Raw genomic sequence first — 19,517 nt, 5'->3', positions numbered from 1 at the left:
TCAAGCCATCAGCAACGCCAATCACGCAGTCAGACTCAGGTAGTCCGATCAAGCGCTCGGTCCCATTGCGAGCACGCGACTCCCGACCAACCGGCAACACAACAGATGCAGCACGAGTTCATAGTCAAGGAGCGATCATGATCTCTGCCGATCCGCCGAGAGTCAATATCCTTGGTGTCGGAATCAGTGCACTCTCCATGGAAAGCGCACTGGAGTGCAGCGAGGCCCTGCTAAACCGCGGTGAAAGCGGATACATCTGCGTCACTGGCGTCCATGGCATCATCGAAGCGCAATCGGACGAAGCCTTCCGAACCATCCTCAACCAGTCTTTCTTATCAACCCCCGATGGCGTGCCCACCGTATGGCTCGGCCACCTGCACGGCTTCAAACACATGACCCGCGTCTACGGTCCGGACTTCATGCTCAACATGTGCGCGCTCTCCGTGCAGCGCGGCTATCGCCACTTCTTTTACGGAGGCAGGCCCGGCATCGCCGAGGAACTGCGGACAGAACTCACGCGCCGCTATCCCGGCCTTCAGATCGTAGGCACCTACACCCCGCCCTTCCGTCCCCTCAACGTCGAAGAGGAAGAAGATCTGCGAGCCCGCCTTGCAGCATCGCAGGCTGACATACTCTGGTGTGGCCTCAGCACGCCCAAGCAGGAGCGCTTCATGGCTTCCTACAACGGTCGCCTGCCGGTAAAGCTTATGGTCGGCGTCGGCGCGGCGTTCGATCTCCTCAGTGGCAACCTCGCCGAAGCTCCCGATTGGATGAAGCGATCCGGCCTGCAGTGGCTCTACCGCCTCATCAAAGAGCCCAAACGCCTGTGGCGCCGCTACCTGTTAAACAACCCACGCTTTATCTGGCTCAGCTTCTTACAACTCTCCCGCCTCAGACGCTTCTCCGTATAGGCACAGCAAAATAGAGCGGTCTTAGATCAAACTGGCAAACACCCGTAAAGACATTGCTTCACAAGAAGACGATTCTATTTAGTCAACTCGATCGTCAGTATCTGACCAGCAACGATCGAATCCGAGACCTCGGCATATCCAACTTTGGCCTTCATCCCTTCAATATCTGAGCATGGCTTTAGATCGCCTTCTGTCTCGTAGTTCGCCAGAGTAAACACCACCTTGTAGTAGTTATTGTTGTACAGTGAGACGGACTTCCCCTCCTTCTCAATCTTCAGAGCGATGACATTCGGATACGAGCATTGCACGTTGCGTATGATCCCCTGAATCATATGGCGAGGCCCTTTCGAGTCACCATCCGGATACTTCGGCGCCTCTTCCATCGTACCCATCATCTTGCCGTCGACCTTTCTAAACACAACCGTCTTCGAATTGTCCGGCTGCGCTCCAGAGGGCCGCGCTGTCTGCGTAACAGTTACTTGCGTAGATGCTTCGTTGTTCCGTTGCTGAGCGCGATCCATCTGCGACTGAAACTGTTCCAGTTGCTTCACGCGGTTCTCTAGCATCGCGACCTCCTCCGGAGTCTTTGCCACCCCCTTCGCGGCCTTCAGCACATTGGTCGCGCTCAAGTACTGCTGTTGCTGACTCAAGACAGCCGCCGCGTTGATTCGATAGTTGAGGTTCTCGGGTTCGAGTTGAATCGCCTGTGCATTCAACATATGGGCTTCGCTCAAATGCTGGTTGCGCGAGGCGCAAAACATGGCCAGGGTATCGTAAGCAGGCGCAAAAGTCGGGTTCAGTTTGATCGAAGCACGCAGGCTCGATTCGATCGCTTCATCATGCTCCCGACCACCCGTCTGCAGGGACATAGCAGCAAAGTAGTAGTGAGCTAGATAGCTGTGAGAATCAAGCTGCACCGCTTCGCCATACCACTTCTTCGCGCTCGCGATGTCTCCTTCGCGATACTTCAAAAAACCCATCGTTTCGTGGGCGAGGGCATTGTTCGGATCGCCGCTAAGGCTGGTCTCCAGCAGTGCCTCGGCCTCCTTGATGCGGTCGTTGTAGACCAGAACATCAGCACGGACCGCATCGATTTCGGGTTTAGGAACAATCCGCACCTGAAATGCGGACTCATCGACGAGTACACCGGAATTTCTCTTGAACATCGAGAAGCTGCCTTGCTGCACGTAAGAATTCAGTGCCTTCTGCAACACGCTCAAGTCGCCAAAGGCATGCTGCGCCGCTGTCACAGGATCTTCGTTCTGTGAGAGAAACTTGGCGTAGTCTCTCACGTGGTCAGTGTGTTTCTCGTAATCGCTCACTTCGAGATAGTGCGTCAGAGCCCAGGATTCGGCATAGAAGACTGACCCTTTCTGCTCGTCGTGATAGTACGGGGAGGTGTAATCGACCTTGAGCAGAGTCGTCAGCGGCAACAGGCGGTTCTGACGCAGGAAGAGAATATCGTCCGAACTTGGCTGGCCGAGTAGAACTTCTTTTTCGTGTATATCTGTATTTTGGTAAAACTCCGCGAGCCCCTCGTTCAACCAAAGCGGCATCCACGTCGCCTTTCTCATGATGTAGTGGGTGTACTCGTGATACACCACTGCAAACGGATGCTCGCTCTCGCCGTCAAGGCGAAGCAATATGTAGTTTTTGTCCGGCGCTCGCATAAAAAGTCCAGCCAGATCCAGTTGTCCTTTGCTCAAGTACGCCGCAGGCTCAAGCGCTTGAAAATCCTTCTTGCTCTTTAAAGCAAGCACAACGATTGGAGAGCCCGCATCCGAGGGTGCGTTGGGAAGCATAGTCTGAAATACTGATCGCATCTGCTCAAACTGGCTTGCGATGCGAATCGCCTGTTTGTTATTGCTGTTGGTCAGAACGGTAAAGTGGGGGCTCTTTACCTCCAGCCAGTGATCGCTCGAATCTCCGCCAAAGACAGTTAAAGTCGTACACAAGAGAAACAAAACAGACGCGCGTTTGTACATGATGCCAATGAGACTAAACGAACGGACACTTTGAAGATAGTCAAAAAACGACGGCTAGTTAGTGGTTGTTCGCAACCCACACCCAGGTCCACCAGAGTGATACCGTACGTCACCAATACCCTCTATCAACGATGCTCTGGGGCGACAAGCACGCAAATCATTCCGTACGCAACGCCGTCATTGGTTCGATATTCGCAGCCCGGCGAGCAGGGATGAACCCAGCCACCGCGGCCGATCCCAGCAGCACCACCATTGCAATCAGCAAACTCACCGGATCATACGAGCGCACACCGTACAGTTGATCGGCCATCGCCCTTGCTCCAAAGATCGCAACAGGAATTCCAATCGCCAGTCCCAGTCCTGCCTGCAGAAACGCGCTTCGCATCACCATGCGCACCACGTTCCCCCGGTCCGCTCCCAGCGCCATACGCAGTCCTATCTCGCTCGTTCTTCGCGCCACCTGATACGAAGTGATTCCATACAACCCAACCGCAGCAAGCACCACCGCAAGCCCACCAAACAACATCGTCAGCCTCGCAATCAACCGCTCCTGCGTAAAGTTGTCCGCCACCTGGTAGTCCAGCGAATGCAGATCAAGCACCGTCAGATCTGGGTTGATCTTCGCAAGAGTTCGTCTCACCGTCGCGTCAAGATTTTGCGGCTCGCTTCGAAAAAAGAAAGTCACCGAGTTGATATAGCGCCCTCGCCCCTCAGCCATTGTTTCATTCGGATCCGTCAGCCCCGGCATCGTCTGCGTCAGCGGACGAAAGTACATCGTTCTCACCTCGTCGCGGGGATTCTGATACTTGGCATCCGCCACAATCCCCACAATCTCGAACAACGACGAGAACTTCTGCTCGTAGACTCCGAAGTGCTTTCCCATCGGATCTTCCTTTGGAAAGAACTTCCTCACGAACGCCTGATTCACCACGGCAACCTGCTGCGACGTCGCCGTATCCTGATCCGTAAATCCGCGTCCACGCACCACAGGCTGTCCCACCGTCTCAAAGAAGTGGTTGCTCACCCGGTCCCACGTTGAATTATTGTGATCGTTCGGTCCCGGTGCTGGTCGCCCATCAAAAAATACACCCTCGCCCCAGTTATTCCCCTCTAGGGTGCTGTAGAGCGCCAGTCCAACACTCTGGACTCCCGGCAGCGATCCAAACTCCTGCTCCAGCGCCTGATAAAACGCAGGCAGCTTCTCAGGCGTATATCCCGCACCCGCTGGGTCGATATGTAACACATAGCGGTTCTGCGTTTTAATACCAAAGTTCTGGTGCTCTATGTTCCGCAGGCTCTTCGTCAACAGACCTGCACCCACCAGCAGCACCAGCGACAGCGCTGCCTGAAACACAATCAGCGATCTCTGCGGCAGCGATGCCCGATCTCGCGTAGACCGATTCGACCCACGCAGCGCCTCCGCCGGGTCCGAGTGCGAGGTGATCCACGCCGGCACCACGCCAAACACCACTCCCGTCAGCAACGACAACAAAAATGCAAATCCCAGCACCGCCAGCGAAGGACTCGCCGCAATCGGCAGATTCGGAGAATCGGGAAACGCAAGCGCCAGAATCATCCGCGTCCCCGCATAAGCCACGCCCAGCCCAGCCAGACCGCCCGCACACCCCAGCAGCAAACTCTCCGTCAACGTCTGCCGAATCAATCTGCTCCTCGCCGCACCCAGCGCAACCCGCACCGAAGTATCAGCCCTCCGCGTCGTTCCCCGCGCCAGCAGCAGGTTCGCCACATTCGCGCACGCCACCAGCAGCACCAGTCCGGAGATCGTCATCAGCAGATAAAGTCCTTTGCCCGTCTCCTTCTGCAGATTCTGAATACCCGCGCCGCCCGGCACAATCACCACATGCTGTTTCGGAATAACCGCCGATCCGCCATTTCGAGAATAATTAGGTTGCGCCGCAAGAAACTGTCTCAAGCTGCCGGACATCTTGTCCTGCAACGCGCTGACGCTGACACCCGGCTTGAGCCTACCCACCGCATACAGCCAGTTGCTGTCCGGCACATGCAGAAGCGTATTCTTCCCCTCGATCGAAGGCTCCATGGCCAGTGGAATCCACAGCCCCGGCGGATTGCTCCTGATTCGGTCGCCAAAAAATCCCGGCGGTGCGATTCCCACCACTGTAGCGGGCTGCCCCTGTAGATAAAATGTCGACCCCACCACCTTCGGATCGCTCCCGTAGTCCGACTGCCATGCCTGATAGCTCATCACCACCGCCGGAGCCGCACCCGGCGTATCATCCGCATCCGTCAACACTCGCCCTGCAAACGGACCAATCCCGAACGTCGTAAAAAAATTGCCTGAAACATACTGCGCCCGCTCAGACTTAGCCGGCTCCGAACCTCGCCGCGTCGTCTTCTGTTCACCGCCCGACTGCATCGCAGCAAGGCGTTCGAACTCCGGCGTCGTCTCCTGAAGATGCTTGTACAACTCGTAAGAAAAGAGATCGAAATCCCCGTTGTCATTAATAAAGCCGCCGTTGACGCAGCAATCGTCCAGGTCCCCCACACGAAACAGCGTCTTCGGATCCGCTACCGGCAAAGACTTCATCAGGATCGCGTGCACCAGCGTAAAGATGGCCGTATTCGCACCAATTCCCAGGGCAATTGTGAGCACCACCGTAATCACGAACCCCGGCGATTTGTAGAACTGACGCAACGCAACCCAGACATCCTGCATGAAAATCCCTCCAGCTCTCAAGGCTGTCAGGCACTTACGCTGGCAGCGTCGACTTAGTTCCGAAGATTCTTTCTGTTATCCACAAACAAGTCGTTGCGTCAGCGACGTTCCGTGACTCAAAACGCTTTTCACCCGACGAATATTTGTCGCCGCCCAAACCATGTCACTCCGACCGAACCCCGAGCGGAGTCGAAGGGGAAGGGAGGAGCCCGCTTCTCCTCAACCCAGAACAAACCGCCGTAAACGAACCAGCCCACCCATCATCCCGTATCCTAGTTAAGACTATGAGTTCCGAGCACAATAATCCCCGCAATCCCATCCGCATCGGCAGCCGAGGCTCTCAACTCGCTCTCTGGCAGGCCAACCACATCCTCTACGCCCTCCGCGACGCCGGCTACCACGTCGAGCTCGAGATCATCCGCACCACCGGCGACCGCATGCAGCAGCCTGGCTTCGTCCCGCCGCCCAACCTCGACGGCAAAGGCATCTTCATTAAAGAAATCGAGGAGGCCCTCGAAGAAGGCCGCATCGACCTCGCCGTCCACAGCTTGAAAGACCTCCCGACAAAATTAGCCCCTCAGTTCACCCTCGCCGCCATCCCCAAACGCGCCGACGCCCGCGACGTCTGGGTCTGCGAACCCTACTGGGCCCTTCACACCCTCCCCACCGGAGGCCGCATCGGCACCACCAGCCCTCGCCGCCGCGCACAAATCCTCGCCCTCCGCCCCGATGTCACCTTCGTCGAAGTCCGCGGCAACATCGACACCCGCCTCCGCAAGCTCGAGCAGGGCCAGTGCGACGCCCTCGTCCTCGCCGCCGCCGGCCTCGATCGCCTCAAGCGCACCGAATCCGTCCATCAGCGCTTCTCCCCCTGCGAACTCTGTCCCGCACCCGGCCAGGGAGCCCTCGCACTCGAAACCCGCAGCCCCGAACACGCGATCGACGAAGACCGCGACACCTACATCCGCAACGCCATCGCCTTCCTCGAGCATCCCTACACCCGCTTCGCCATCGACGCCGAGCGCACCACACTCGACGCCCTCGGCGGCGGCTGCTCCCTCCCCATCGGTGCCCACTGCTTCCACGAAGAAGGGAAGTGGAAGATGGTCGCCCAGGTCGTCTCCCCCGACGGCGAATCTATGGTCCAGGTCGAAACCGAAGCCACCAACGACGCCAACCCCATCGCCTTGGGCAACTGCGTCGCCGACGACCTCAAATCCAAAGGTGCCCTCGACCTCCTCAACCCAGTATTCTCCGCCGACTGACCGGCCCGCCAGCCACGAAGAAAAATACGACCAAACCAGTAATTTTGCCAATTCCTACTTGTGCAAGCTCCGGCGTAGACTCGCGATGAGATCAGGCCCCCCATCGAAAATCGCAGCTATTGGAGAGTGCTATGTCAAACACTTCAAGGATCTTCAACTCGAAAATCTTCAGGATCGCCATCAAGTGCCTGGTTGTCGCCGGCATCGCACTGCTGGCGCCCCATTCCGGATTCACCCGCGACAAGTACGAAACCCTCGAGGCTCAGGCCTTTGGCACCGGCACGCAGATGGGTCAGAACATCGGCATCACCCTGAACATCTACGAGTTCTCGACGCCCGCCGACAGAGTCAACTTGGTTCAGGCCTTCGAGAAGGGGCAAAATCAAGGACTGGTCAATGCACTTTCGAAGATGAAGGCCGTAGGCCACATCGAGATCACCGGCACGCTAGGCTATGACTGCGCCTATATCAAGATGACGCCAACGCCGACCGGTCGCAAGATCGTCTTTGTCACCAATCGCCAGATCCGCTTTGGCGAAGCCTTCTTCGACACCCAATCGCAGTCCTTTAATCTCACAGCCGGTGTCTTCGAACTCAACGCCCAGGACAAGAGCAAGAGCACGGGGATGCTCTATCCTCAGGCCCAGTTGATCCTGGATAAAGAAGGCCAGTTGCAGTTGGACTTGAGTCAGAACCCCTGGAGACTCTCTGACGTCCTCGATTGGGCCGGAACGGCCGGCGTCAACTAGCGCAGCAATTTTAAATCTGTTGCTGCACAACGACCATCGACAGCGTCTGTTCATGGCGCTGAGTAATCCACGTGTGAGGCGAATCATGACCACGAATCGACGCTTTGAGTTCAACCGTACTTCGCTATTATTACCAATCCTTGTGTTGTCCACCTACGCGACGGCCCAGTCAAAGAGCAGCGACTACGCCTGCTCAAAGGACGTCTCCGCACAAATGTGCACTGCGGAGAATACCTGCGGCTCCGCATCCAGTCCATGTGTCGTCGACGTGAAACGCACCGCGAATGCGGCCTCATCCACTCCCAACATTCCGAACGCCAAGGGCAATTCGCTCTTCTGCATAAAACCCGGAACAACCGTCCAATGGAAGAGCACAGGCAAGGACATAGGATTCGTCGTCGATTTTGGTCCTGGGTCTCCATTCGAGCCGCCCGGAGCCATCCTCGGCGGCTCTGACCGCTCTGTCACCGTCGTGGCTAAAAGACCTGGGTGTTACAAATACTCCGCCGGAGCCTGCCGGTCCGGTGCCATCTATGGGATGTGCGGCCAAACCAACGTCCAACTCATCGTCACAGCGAACTAAACTCCCAACCCAGAGGCCGTGCCCCCGGACACCCTTATCAGCAGCACGCTGTGGCTCACGGAAGCGACTATGAAACCAGAGGGAATCGAAAAGCCCGAAAAAGAAAACCCCGAAAAGCTAAGGCCGCGATTCTTTCTCATGGCCGCGCTCCTTGCAGTTTTTTTTGTCGGTCTGTGGGCGCTGATGTTTTGGGCAGTCTTTCGCTTCGCCCCGACTGAGATTCACTGGAACGATATATACCTCAGCTGGATTGAAAAGGGTGGTCCGCGCCTCATCATTCCTCACGCCATCGCCTTCTTCATTTTGCCGATAGCCTTGCTTCTTTTTGTCGTTTACAGAAAGTTGCACGCATTCGAGAAGTCCCGGACGCGCCCGCTCTACTGGCTCTATCTCACCATCGCTGCATTGACCTGCCTCCTGCTCAGCCTGCTCTGTTGGTACTTGATCTTTCGCGGTACCTTCGGAAGCCACTTCGCCTCCCACCACTTTTATTACAACGTTCTCGTGCGCATCATTCTCTGTACCGCGCTCATCCTCTTGGGCATCGTCATCTATCTGTTCAAGAAATACTTGAAAATCCTCTTCGGCCTGTGCGAAATCGTTATCGCAATCCTCACCAACATCGGTCTTTTAACGGGCTCTGATCTCACCCACATGCCCCCGCTCAATCTGCAACCACTGGGACTCTTCGCATTCGGCGCATTCACCTTCCTTCTCAGCAAGGGTGTCGGCGACGCAGTAGAAGGAGTACAGGAACGCATAGACAAGACCCTCGCTCCGCCGCAGCCTGGCGAGCCTGTAGCCGTCGAGCCTCACGCTCCTTGAAACACATCCACGCGAATCCGATTCAGCAACACTCACCGGCTGGCAAACCCACACCCACCTCATCGCATCTACCTCTGCATAGCCGGTGACTGATCGCGTCGTCTTCAGCCCGTCTCTCCGTACGCCGAGAGTGTCCGAAACCTCGACGCCGTCAAAGCCACCGGCACAGTCGGCATCGTCGGAGTCTTCATCCGGCAGGACTCCAAGGCCGAAGACGCCCTCGAGAAGAAGGGCCAGATCGCCTTCGACATGGGCAAATTCTGGTTCAAAGGACAGAAGATGGGCACTGGCCAATCCAACGTCAAGGCCTACAACCGTCGCCTCATGGACCTCATCCACCACGACAAAGCCAACCCCTCGTTCATCATCTCGCACGAACTTCCATTAGCCGAAGCCCCCAATGCCTACAAGCACTTCGACAACCGCGACGAAGGCTGGACCAAAGTATCCTCCACCCCCACGACGCATAAATCCGAGAACGCGAAAAGCGCGAGCCTTCCGTCGGTCAGCAAGATCCTCATCGCCGACCAACGGGAGGCCCGTGCCTCTGGACCCGAAACGAAACGGTATTCCAGTCACGAAGTGACCGCCTCCCGCGCAGGGAGCCCGTCCGGCAGGACTACTTCAGCAACCAAGTCTGGTTCGACACGCCGCCCGCAGTCTCAAGATCCACGTACGGTCCCACGGTCTTGGTGCCGTTGATAACATCAAACACCAGCCCGGTCGCCTTATTCGTGATCACGTACCCGCCCCCTGAAGCCGCAGTCAAAGACCACAGCTGGCTCGCGTCGCTGGCGGGCAGTTCCTGTTCAAGAGAGATCCCGCTACTGCTCGAACTGCCGGGGTCGGTCAGAAACATCGCGCTGCTCACATTCTGCATTCTGTAATATCCCTGCCCGTCGTAGGAGAGGAACCACTTCTGATCGGACCCCACATCGATCACCGCCTGGCACATCGCGGTGCCGGCTACCTTCGAACCCGACGGATCTTCAAGCGCTAGCCCACTGTTGCTGTTCACCAGCGTGTAATCTCCATCAGCGACCAATGCAGGCGTCTTCCGAATCAAGCCGAAGATCCCCACGCTGTTGGTCGTTGCCACATACACCTTGCCGTTGACGACCGTCGGGGTAATGAACTTATTGCCCGCTCCGAAGTGGTCCCGTCCTGCGGCTGCCTGGCTACTGTTATAAAACTCAGTGCTCAAATTGCCCGCGTCATACGCATGCAACAACGCAGGGTTTCGGTTATCCACCGCCCACACAATCGCGTTCGTCGTTCCATACGCCGAGATGCTGGGCGTCGTCCCGGGATAAGGAAACCCGGTCGCTGTGGTCTGAACCGTACTCCCCAGCCGCGCCGCGGCAATTGGAAACGACATCAAATTATGTCCTTGCGGCCCGTAGTAAACCCGCTCGTTGAAGTATGCAGGACTCGACCATACCCCGCCCGCCAAAGCTCCCGTCAGCTGCTGGTAGATCGTGCCATCATTGGTCGCGTCGTAGTGCCCCATATTATCTCGATCGGCCACATACAAATTGCCGTCTTTCCCCGCCGCTACCGCAAGGTGCCGCACCTTGCCCGTCGCGTCCTTCTGGTCCGGCAGCAGCATCAATCCGCCCGAGCCAAGGTCCACGTCCTGCCCAGACTCCGAGCCGGTGTTATACATCGTCCAGTAGTCGAGCGGCATCAGCGTCGCCGCGTGCAGCTTCAACATCGAGTTGCCGTAATCTCCCTTCCCCGGCATACCCGCGGAGTTCAGCGTCGTATCGAACGTGCCGTTGCCCAGAGAGATATAAACATTGCCCAACGTATCCGCAGCCGGCCCCGCGCCCGCATTCCACGGCGCCGCCTCCGAGCCGTTCGGCGCAAAGTTGAACACCGCCGTCTGCGCCAGCGTGCGTTCGTTGTAGCTGATGATCCAGCCCGCGTAGGGCTCCGCATCACAGTGCGAACCCCAGGTCGTATACAGCGTTCCACTCAACACCAGCAGTGCAGGACGATCCTTGTACTGCTTCGGGTCGAACACCACCTTGCCCCCCGAACTTGCACGGCCCACCCCCGGATACGTAGCCGAAACCGTCACCGGACTGCCTTTCTGCTCCGCTCCCGACGACATATCCAGCGAGTGCACCCGATGGTAGTAATTTCCCGAACTGTCCTTGCTCATCGCCACCACAAAGATGGTCCCATGCCCTCCGACCCCACGGTCGATCACCGGCGTCGCCGTGATCCCGATCTCTGGCACCACCTGGCTGCAGCTGCGATCATCCGATGTCGTCTCCCCCGCGCCCAGCATGCTCTTGCGCCAGTAAATCTTTCCTGTATCTCCATCGATCGCATAGAGACTGTCATGCTCGGTCGCCACATACAGAATGTTGTGCGTACCCTGTCCGGCGACCGCTACCGCCGACGCATACAGCGGCTGCGCATCCACCTTGCCGTCCACCACCACGTTCGCAAGCAGCCCGAAGCTCGCCGAATTCACCACCGCAGGCGTCAGCAGAGACTCGCGAAGATTCTGACCCGTTCTCGCCACATCGTTGTGCCACGTCAACACATCGGTCTGCGCCATCAACGGTAGCGTGCCTGCAAACACTGCGGCACACACCACGAAGATGGACCGTCGCCAAAAAGAACCTCTACGAATGAGGAAGTATCGATGCAAAAGAAAGTACACGGGCTGCCTCCTTGATAAGTCTGATAGCAGATAAGTTCAGTAGCACCTCGCAGAATCACGTTTAGCCCCGTCTTTGGCTCGGGCCAAAGCGGATGTGTTCCGCAGCACTACACAGGTTGTCCAGAGCAGCAAAGAGAGGCACAACCTCGCAACACGTCGAGATCGCAGCTCACGAACAAGGGCAGCAGGAAAGTACCAACAGCGTAGCAGCAGAATGCGCGGAAGGCCAGAAATGTGACCTGAAATGTCACAAAGATTTCGTAGGAATTTGCTCTGGTACTTCGAAAATTATCCCCGCCCTCTTCTGTAAGCATCACGGATACATAACCGAGACATACTGAAGTAATTTCTTGCCGCGTCCGCCAGGAATCCCCACGCGGTTCCGGATGTAACGCGCACCCATCCCGCGCGCTCGCCCTCGAGCTCAATTGCCACACCCGAACCGTTGGCTCGCGGCAAATCAATTTGCTTCCGAACCCAGCTCTCCGCAGCACTCGAATAACTTCCACTTCGACCGAAGATTCGGCGTCGCCCTGATCAACCTTCTGATGACATCGCTAGAGACTACCCAGGATCGCCCGATACTCATCCTCTGTAAAAGCCCGTGAGGTCTGCGTGGTGATTCCTCCCTTAGAAATCTGCGTGAGGAGCGCCTTCGCCATCGCCTCGTCGTTAGGGGCTTCAGAGATGATGACCATGTCATGGGTTCCTGTAGTCATATAGAAGTGAAGTATCTTCACTCCATCCGCCGCAAACCCTTTTCTCGCGGCGTCCAATCTACTGGGACTCTCCTTCATATGTTGTGTCCCCTGCGCCGTCCATCGGCAAAGTGAAACGTAAGTTGGCATAGATCACCTCGTAGCCGGGCATCCTAGCCTCGCAACTCCAACAAGTCAAAGCCCGCCCACCGCATCGCTCGAGCAGCGTGAAAGCCGCCCAGCACCACTTCTCCTCTAAGTCTTCCTCTATCGCCATCTACAATTGCAACACATGCCACTCGCCGGCAAACGCATCCTCATCACCCGAACCCGCCACCAGGCCTCCGACCTCGCCGCTCAACTCGAAGCCCTGGGTGCAACTCCTATCACCATCCCCACCATAGAAATCGTCCCACCTGCCTCATTCGCCGCCCTCGACGCCGCTCTCACCTGTCTTCGCACCTACGACTGGCTTATCTTCACCAGCGCCAACGCCGTCGAAGCCTTTCACCGCCGAGCCCAGTTCCTTCACCTCACGCAACTGCCGAAACACATCGCCGTCATCGGCCCCGCCACCCTTCGCGCCGCCAACGCCATCGGCCTCACAGTTGACCTCGTCCCCCCACACTACATCGCCGAATCTCTGGCCGAAGCTCTCCTCCCCGAAGCCCCCGGCAAGACCTTCCTCCTCCCCCGCGCCGCCGAAGCCCGCGACCTGCTCCCCGAAACCCTCACCGCCGCCGGAGCCACCGTCACCATCGCCGAAGCCTACCGCAACCAGACGCCCCCAGACTCCATCCCCGCCCTGCGCCACCTTTTCAGCACTCCCGAGAACTACCCCGACGCCATCACCTTCACCAGCGCCTCCACAGCCACGAACCTCTTCGCTCTCCTCGAAGCCGCCAACCTCACCCTCCCACCCAACATCACCCTCGCCTCCATCGGCCCCATCACCAGCCGAACCCTCCGCGACCTCGGCTACTCCCCAACTGCAGAAGCCACCGAACCTACCATCCCCGCCCTCATACAGTCCCTAAGCTCCTGCTTTGAATCAACCGTCTAAGCGCGCACCCACGCAGCAAACGTCTCGCCCAGGTAAACCGGAATGCACATACTCCCCAACGAGTTCTCCTGCACCATGCGATGACCCAGACTGCTCCCCGGTATCCCATGCTGAGAGAGACGGTATAGCACATACTCAACCGTAAACGAAGCCGGTCGCCGATCGAAGGCGATCCATCGCAGTCCAGCTGCATCTCCGCACCGCTTCAACGTAGTTCGGTCGAAGTAGTTCAGGTGCTCGGCCAGAAGCAGCGGCCATCGACCACCCAGCACGCGAGCCTGCAGGCTGCTGATGTCAGGAACGTTCGCAAACAGATACCCCCCAGGCTTCAACAGCGACGCGCACTCGGTAAGGAACGCCAGCGGATCGGTCACATGCTCCAGCACATCGAAAAGCGTCAGAGCATCGAAAGATTGAGGTTGCAGCTTCGCCTGCTGCAGCGTCGCGCAATGAACATCGCCGCGGCCATCCAGCAACTTCTTCGCATAGTTGGCAAGCGTCTCCGAAGGCTCAACTCCAGTGACCGTCCATCCAGCCTCGGCTGCAACCTTCAGGAACGAGCCAGAGGCACAGCCCACGTCCACCAGCCTGCCGCCTGCGATGTGTCGTTGCACCATCTTCAGGTGCCGCTGCGCTGTCTTTAGACGCCCCTGCGCCTCCTTTTCATACACCGTAGGATTCATCTCGCGATACAGCGTATGAAGCTCCTCGTCGGCTGGACGAAACTCTGAGAAGACAAACCCGCATCCCCTGCAGCGCAGCACCTTGCCGTGGCCAACGTCGGTCCGCGAAGAGCCAAGCGCGTCATGAGCGAGTGCACCGCCCGTTGCCTCCAGATGAACTTCTATGTCGCTGCCGGCACACAACGGGCATCGCTGCAGTGACGAGCCGGTAGTTACAGTTCCTTGTTCCAACGTCACTCTCTCTCCCACAATAAAACTCCTCATCGCACCGATCGCAAACACTCAACATTGATCAAACTTCGAAAAAACTCCTCACGCCTAGTGCGAGCTCCACGTCTTATCCCGCGAGTTACACAGCCTCTCAAGCGTACAGTCCACACACTTCGGCTTGCGAGCCACACAAATCTGCCGCCCATGATGAATCAGCTCATGCGAAAATGCGATCCAACGATCCTGCGGAATAATCTTCATCAGATCCCGCTCCACCTTTTCCGGCGCCGTCGACCCAGGTGTAGTTCCAGCCAACTCCAGCCGTCGCGACAATCTCATAACATGCGTATCCACAACGACGCCAACCGCAATGTTAAACCACGAGCCCAACACCACATTCCCAGTCTTCCGAGCCACCCCCGGAAGCGTAAGAATCTCCTCCATCGTCTGAGGCACCTTACCCCCAAACTTCTCGACAACCACCCGCGCCGCCCCCTGAATCGACTTCGCCTTATTGCGGAAAAATCCGGTCGTCCGAATCAACTCTTCAAGCTCGGGCAGGGAAGCGGCAGCCATCGCCTTCGGAGTAGGAAACGCCTTGAACAACGCCGGAGTCACCAGATTCACCCGAACATCCGTGCACTGCGCCGACAGAATCGTAGCCACCGTCAGCTCCCACGCACCTCTATGATTCAGCGCACACACCACGCCGGGGTATGTCTTCCGCAGAGCATCCAGAATCGCCGCCACCCGCTCCGGCGCCAACGGATTCCGCGTCTTCCCATCCTTCTTCTTTGCCGCAACAGGCTCGGACTTCGCAATCGCGCGAGCCTTCGCACCAACCACAGCTTCACTCTTCGCACCACGAGGTTGCTTTGCCGGCGTTCCCGTCCGAACCACAATCGTCTTTGCCATTCGCTCTAGCCCAGACGATCCAGCATCTCAGCCGCTGGAACCCGCACACAACTGAAGATCGGTGTGTCCTCAAGCGTATACAAGCTGATCTCCGTCTCCCGAAGCTGCTGCACCAGATCCAGAAAGTCCTCGGGAAAGTTCGTCTCGAACGCCACCACAAACTCCTGGTCGTCGATCCCAAACGAGTACGTAGTATTCAACTTCACACGCGGATACATCAACCCAATCCGAATATGCTCATCCATCAGCCGCTTCCGCTCCGCAGCCGACAGCAGATACCACGGCCTCGTCTTCCAGAACGGATAAATAAAGATGTACTTCTGCCCACCCGGACGAATCGCTCCACGCCCTTCGCCTTCGCTCTCATCCGGCCGATCGATCTGGTACTGCGACCGCTTCGTCATCGCCAGAAAATTATGCGGCGAGTTCAAATATCCACCCAGCGGCGTCCGCATCAACTCACTCCGCATCTGGTTCAGCTCGTCCACACCATACCCAATCGACCACACGCACATATCCACATCGCCGCGCGTCCCAATCGTCGAGTACGTCAACGACACGAACTCTCCCGGCTTATTCCACTTCGCCAGCACCTCGGCAAACGCAGCCTTATGCGCCGCCTTCTCCTCCGCCGGCAATCTCCGCCACTCCGGCATCACCTTGTAGAAGCTGAAGCACACAATCTGCCGCTTCACCGGCGGCTTCGACGGATCGTGTGGCGCTGCCCCATAGCTGCTCGCCGGTCTGCCAGTCTGCTTCGGTTCAGTACCTTTAGTTTCAGTAGCGATCGAGGTTCCTGCTTCGGTAACGGTATTCGACATGGCGCAAATCTCCTGACTCTTCCATGCTAGCTCATCCCAACTAAACCCTCACCTCGTATACTGCAACTACATGTCAGAGAAGATCATTGCACTCCTCGTCGGAGCCATCGCCAGCGGCGGCTACGCCAGTGTCGTCCTCCTCATGGCGATCCAATCCGCCTGCATCCCGATACCCTCCGAAGTCATCATGCCGCTCGCAGGCTACGCTCTCGCGCACACGCAGCTGCAGCTCATCATCCTCGCCACCATCGCATCGCTAGCCTCAAACCTCGGTTCTATCCCAGCCTATTGGGTTGGAGCAAAAGGCGGACGCCCCATGGTCGAACGCTACGGAAGCATGATGCTCCTCAGCCGTCGCGACCTCGATCTCGTCGACCACTTCTTCTCCAAATACGGCTCCATCACCGTGCTCATCGGACGCATGCTCCCCATCGTCCGCACCTTCATCGCCTTTCCCGCGGGCGTTGCGAAGATGAACCAGCTCCGCTTCCACATCTACACCTTCATCGGCTCCTGGCCCTGGTGCTACGCCCTCGCCTACATCGGCATGAAGTTAGGCGCAACCTGGAACACCAACCCCCGCTTCAAAGAGATCTTCCACCGCTTCCACCTCGCCGTCGAACTCGTTATCGTCGTGGGCTTCATCTGGTTCGTAGTCTCCCACTGGAAGAACCGCATCCGCACCGAAGCCGCCTGACCTGTCGTCGCAGCTCATTGCTCGACGACTGGTCTGTTGGAATGGTGTTGATACGGTTCAATCTCCAAAGTATCAATCGGCCTGCCGTCTGCTTCACCCGCATTGAGGCGTAAAACCCACATCCCCTTCGAGCCCAGTTGAACGATACGATTCGCGATCTCTTGTGTGGTCGCGGAAGGAATCTCCGCAAAGGTAAACTGTTCCTCGTTGTTCGACGACGGGTGGCTCAGATTGTAGCCAGTCATTGGATTGGTGGCATCTCTTAGCCACATGTTCAAATGAAGCCCTAAGTCAAACATCGTGCTACCAGGCAATGTCTTGAAATTTGTGAGACGTAACGCCAATAGATCGCGTTGCTGATCGGTCAAGGTCACAGGGACGATCACAAGCACATCCCCTTCCTGTTTCAACTCGTAGCCGGTCTCCCGAATAGCCTCCCGCAAAGCAGACGCTGCATCCGCACCTATCAGATCGAACTGCCGCTTCGTATGAAATATGATCTCTTGGCGCGCATCGAGCACAAGTCCGATTGGGATTCGCGCCTGACGTCCCGCAGACTCGATCAGATCGAGCGCCGTGCCTTGACACCTGAAGGTGACCACCCTGTTCGGATTGTCAACGAGCTTAGGGGCAAACTCTGGCTGCGTCATGCACTTCGAAGCGATTGCGCTTTGGCCTTGCGAGCAGCCCGAGCCGAGCAGAAATAACGCAGTTGCAACCAAGGGGCGTAGCATATCGACAACCTCTAAAAATTAGACACCAAAGCTTATCGCGTTGAGCCAGAATGGATCTCCCTTTAAGAACCGCATCCGCACCGAAGCCGCATAGCCATTGTGGAGCTGATGTCCGCGACTCGGCTGCGGTTTAGCCGAAAATGAAGAATATCGCTAAACCTGCCACGACTCAGCCAACGGGATGATCTAGAGTTAAACGCGACCGCCCTCGGAGCCAACCATGAGTCGCGTCCTGATCCTTGGAAGTGATACCCAAGTCGCCCGAAACATCGGCGATGCCCTCAACACCGCCAGTATCCCCAACGAGTATGCCTCTGGTCGCGCCGACGCTCTGCGCCGCCTTCGCATGCGATCCTTTGGCGTCGTCATCACCTGCGCCGAGAGCTCGGTCGAAGAAGACTTGGCGCTGCTCGAAGAGATGCGCCACATCCGCCCCGGCGTAAAGTGCATCGTTCTCGCCCGCGACAGTACTCCTGACGACGTCATCGCTGCCCTGCGAGCCCGTGTATTCGCCTGTTTTACGCCTCCCTTCGACGAGCGCGCGATCGCAAGCCTGGCCGGCGATACAGCCTCCGACAATCACTGGGAGCACGACATACAGGTTCTCTCCGCCCGCCCCGGCTGGGTCTCCGTCCGCGTCAGTTGTCGCCTCATCACCGCCGAGCGCCTCCTGATCTTCGCGAAAGAGCTCACCAACCATCTGCCCAGCGACGTACAGACCGACATGATGCATGCGCTGCGGGAGATTCTGCTCAACGCCATGGAGCATGGAGCCGCCTTCAATCCAGAACAGGTTGTAGAGGTCACCGCCGTTCGTACAGCACGGACGCTGGTCTTCCACGTACGCGACCCCGGCGCAGGCTTCCGCCAGGAGTCTCTCACCCACTCCGCCGTCGCAAATCCCGCTCAGGATCCCACCGCACATATCCGTCAGCGTGAAGAGGAGGGAATGCGCCCCGGCGGCTACGGCCTGCTCGTCGCAAACGGCACCGTAGACGAGCTGATCTACAGCGAGATCGGCAACGAAGTCCTGCTCATCAAATACGTCGATACTCCTTCCACCTAGGACTCCCACCACAAGAGCCGTCGCCCCAAACCTCATCGCAGGTCTAGGATGAAAGTGTTGGAGAACGGCCATGGAACACATTCCGGCACACAGATGTTCTTTCGCCAATCTAATCACTGCCAGTGCCGGCCTTCCTCCAAACAGCGAACTCGCCTATGCCTTCGCCTCTACCCCCCGGGAGAACTTCGTAGGACCGCCTCCGTGGCATGTATTCACAGGTGCCGACTTCGTCCGGACCACCTCCGACGATCCAGCATGTCTCTATCAGGATGTCGTCGTCTCGCTCGGCGCCAAAGGCCCGCTCAACAACGGACAGCCCACCCTGCACGCCCTCTGCATCGCGGCCCTGAATCCAACGAAGGGCGAGCATGTCGTCCACATCGGCGCCGGCACCGGTTACTACACCACTCTGCTCGCGAAGCTGGTAGGAGAAACAGGAGCCGTAGACGCCTACGAGATTGAGCCAACCCTCGCTCAGCGCGCCACCGACAACCTCGCCGAGCTTCCCCACGTCAAAGTGCACCTCCGCTCCGGAGCAGAGGCGCCGCTCCCCCAATGTGATCTCCTCTACGTAAGCGCTGGAGCAACCCACCCACTCGCCGTTTGGCTTGACGCCCTGCGCCCCCTGGGGCGGCTCATCGTTCCCCTCACGCCCTCGGAGGGATACGGAGCCATGCTCCACGTCACCAAACGCGAAGACGGCACCTACGCGGCTCATTTTCTGACCCAGGTACAGTTTGTCTCCTGTATCGGAGCAAGGGATGAGGCAACCGCGCAAAAGCTCACCAAACTCTTCCGCAAGAGCAGCTGGACCAGGGTCAGGTCGCTGCATCGTGATGACGAGCCCGATGACACCTGCTGGTGTTCCGGCCCCGGCTGGTGGCTCTCAATGAGATGAGTTGAGCAGGACTGTCTACACCCGAGCCACCACGCAAGCCGC

General features: G+C 57.8%; 17 protein-coding genes. 9 read left to right on the top strand and 8 right to left on the bottom strand.

Annotated elements, in window-relative coordinates:
- The first annotated feature begins 137 nt into the window (after window positions 1-137).
- Window positions 138-911, top strand: coding sequence for a WecB/TagA/CpsF family glycosyltransferase (locus tag RBB81_RS16990; protein ID WP_353071457.1), 774 nt, complete (start codon window positions 138-140; stop codon window positions 909-911).
- 74 nt (window positions 912-985) lie between these two features.
- On the opposite strand, the gene RBB81_RS16985 is transcribed toward RBB81_RS16990, so the two are convergent.
- Entirely contained in the window at window positions 986-2,875 is a 1,890-nt protein-coding gene (locus RBB81_RS16985; protein WP_183788046.1) for a hypothetical protein, read from the bottom strand.
- A 178-nt stretch (window positions 2,876-3,053) separates the two neighbouring features.
- A complete protein-coding gene (locus RBB81_RS16980; protein ID WP_353071456.1) occupies window positions 3,054-5,591 on the bottom strand; it encodes an ABC transporter permease in 2,538 nt (845 codons plus the stop codon).
- Between the two features lie 284 nt (window positions 5,592-5,875).
- On the opposite strand from RBB81_RS16980, the gene hemC reads away from it, so the two are divergent.
- The 4 genes from hemC to RBB81_RS16960 all read left to right on the top strand — a co-directional run bounded on the left by hemC (window position 5,876) and on the right by RBB81_RS16960 (window position 9,013).
- Window positions 5,876-6,856: a hydroxymethylbilane synthase gene (gene hemC / locus RBB81_RS16975; RefSeq protein ID WP_179584019.1), complete on the top strand. Its 981-nt coding sequence runs from the start codon at window positions 5,876-5,878 to the stop codon at window positions 6,854-6,856.
- 131 nt (window positions 6,857-6,987) lie between these two features.
- The gene (locus RBB81_RS16970; protein WP_179584017.1) at window positions 6,988-7,605 is read left to right on the top strand and encodes a hypothetical protein; all 618 of its coding nucleotides are present in this window, start codon (window positions 6,988-6,990) and stop codon (window positions 7,603-7,605) included.
- Window positions 7,606-7,690: 85 nt separating this feature from the next.
- Complete coding sequence (locus RBB81_RS16965) at window positions 7,691-8,188, top strand: hypothetical protein (protein WP_353071455.1); 498 nt, start codon at window positions 7,691-7,693, stop codon at window positions 8,186-8,188.
- Window positions 8,189-8,257: 69 nt separating this feature from the next.
- Window positions 8,258-9,013 carry a hypothetical protein gene (locus RBB81_RS16960; protein ID WP_353071454.1) on the top strand — a complete coding sequence of 252 codons (756 nt, stop codon included), beginning with the start codon at window positions 8,258-8,260 and terminating at the stop codon, window positions 9,011-9,013.
- Between the two features lie 619 nt (window positions 9,014-9,632).
- Here the strand turns inward: RBB81_RS16960 and RBB81_RS16955 are convergent.
- Both RBB81_RS16955 and RBB81_RS16950 read right to left on the bottom strand, forming a co-directional pair.
- Window positions 9,633-11,690 (bottom strand): RICIN domain-containing protein, encoded by a 2,058-nt coding sequence (locus RBB81_RS16955; RefSeq protein WP_353071453.1) that lies wholly within the window; start codon window positions 11,688-11,690, stop codon window positions 9,633-9,635.
- 557 nt (window positions 11,691-12,247) lie between these two features.
- A complete protein-coding gene (locus RBB81_RS16950) occupies window positions 12,248-12,487 on the bottom strand; it encodes a GYD domain-containing protein (RefSeq protein WP_246373891.1) in 240 nt (79 codons plus the stop codon).
- A gap of 193 nt (window positions 12,488-12,680) precedes the next feature.
- On the opposite strand from RBB81_RS16950, the gene RBB81_RS16945 reads away from it, so the two are divergent.
- Window positions 12,681-13,451, top strand: coding sequence for a uroporphyrinogen-III synthase (locus RBB81_RS16945; protein WP_353071452.1), 771 nt, complete (start codon window positions 12,681-12,683; stop codon window positions 13,449-13,451).
- Here the strand turns inward: RBB81_RS16945 and RBB81_RS16940 are convergent.
- From RBB81_RS16940 to RBB81_RS16930, 3 genes are all read right to left on the bottom strand, one after another.
- Window positions 13,448-14,371, bottom strand: a complete 924-nt coding sequence (locus RBB81_RS16940; RefSeq protein WP_179584005.1) for a class I SAM-dependent methyltransferase — start codon at window positions 14,369-14,371, stop codon at window positions 13,448-13,450. The genes RBB81_RS16945 and RBB81_RS16940 overlap by 4 nt on opposite strands.
- A gap of 81 nt (window positions 14,372-14,452) precedes the next feature.
- The gene (nth, locus tag RBB81_RS16935) at window positions 14,453-15,259 is read right to left on the bottom strand and encodes an endonuclease III (RefSeq protein WP_183788055.1); all 807 of its coding nucleotides are present in this window, start codon (window positions 15,257-15,259) and stop codon (window positions 14,453-14,455) included.
- 5 nt (window positions 15,260-15,264) lie between these two features.
- Window positions 15,265-16,080 (bottom strand): chlorite dismutase family protein, encoded by an 816-nt coding sequence (locus RBB81_RS16930; RefSeq protein ID WP_353071451.1) that lies wholly within the window; start codon window positions 16,078-16,080, stop codon window positions 15,265-15,267.
- 70 nt (window positions 16,081-16,150) lie between these two features.
- Between RBB81_RS16930 and RBB81_RS16925 the strand changes: the two genes are divergently transcribed.
- Entirely contained in the window at window positions 16,151-16,777 is a 627-nt protein-coding gene (locus tag RBB81_RS16925; RefSeq protein ID WP_353071450.1) for a DedA family protein, read from the top strand.
- A 14-nt stretch (window positions 16,778-16,791) separates the two neighbouring features.
- On the opposite strand, the gene RBB81_RS16920 is transcribed toward RBB81_RS16925, so the two are convergent.
- A complete protein-coding gene (locus tag RBB81_RS16920) occupies window positions 16,792-17,427 on the bottom strand; it encodes a hypothetical protein (protein WP_353071449.1) in 636 nt (211 codons plus the stop codon).
- 304 nt (window positions 17,428-17,731) lie between these two features.
- Between RBB81_RS16920 and RBB81_RS16915 the strand changes: the two genes are divergently transcribed.
- Entirely contained in the window at window positions 17,732-18,577 is an 846-nt protein-coding gene (locus RBB81_RS16915) for an ATP-binding response regulator (protein ID WP_353071448.1), read from the top strand.
- A gap of 70 nt (window positions 18,578-18,647) precedes the next feature.
- A complete protein-coding gene (locus tag RBB81_RS16910) occupies window positions 18,648-19,475 on the top strand; it encodes a protein-L-isoaspartate O-methyltransferase family protein (RefSeq protein WP_353071447.1) in 828 nt (275 codons plus the stop codon).
- Window positions 19,476-19,517 lie beyond the last annotated feature (42 nt).

This window comes from Tunturibacter gelidoferens, from assembly GCF_040358255.1.
Classification (GTDB): Bacteria; Acidobacteriota; Terriglobia; order Terriglobales; family Acidobacteriaceae; genus Edaphobacter; species Edaphobacter gelidiferens.
The sequence above is the reverse complement of the archived record's forward strand: the minus strand, read 5'-3'. Positions and strand labels throughout refer to the sequence as shown.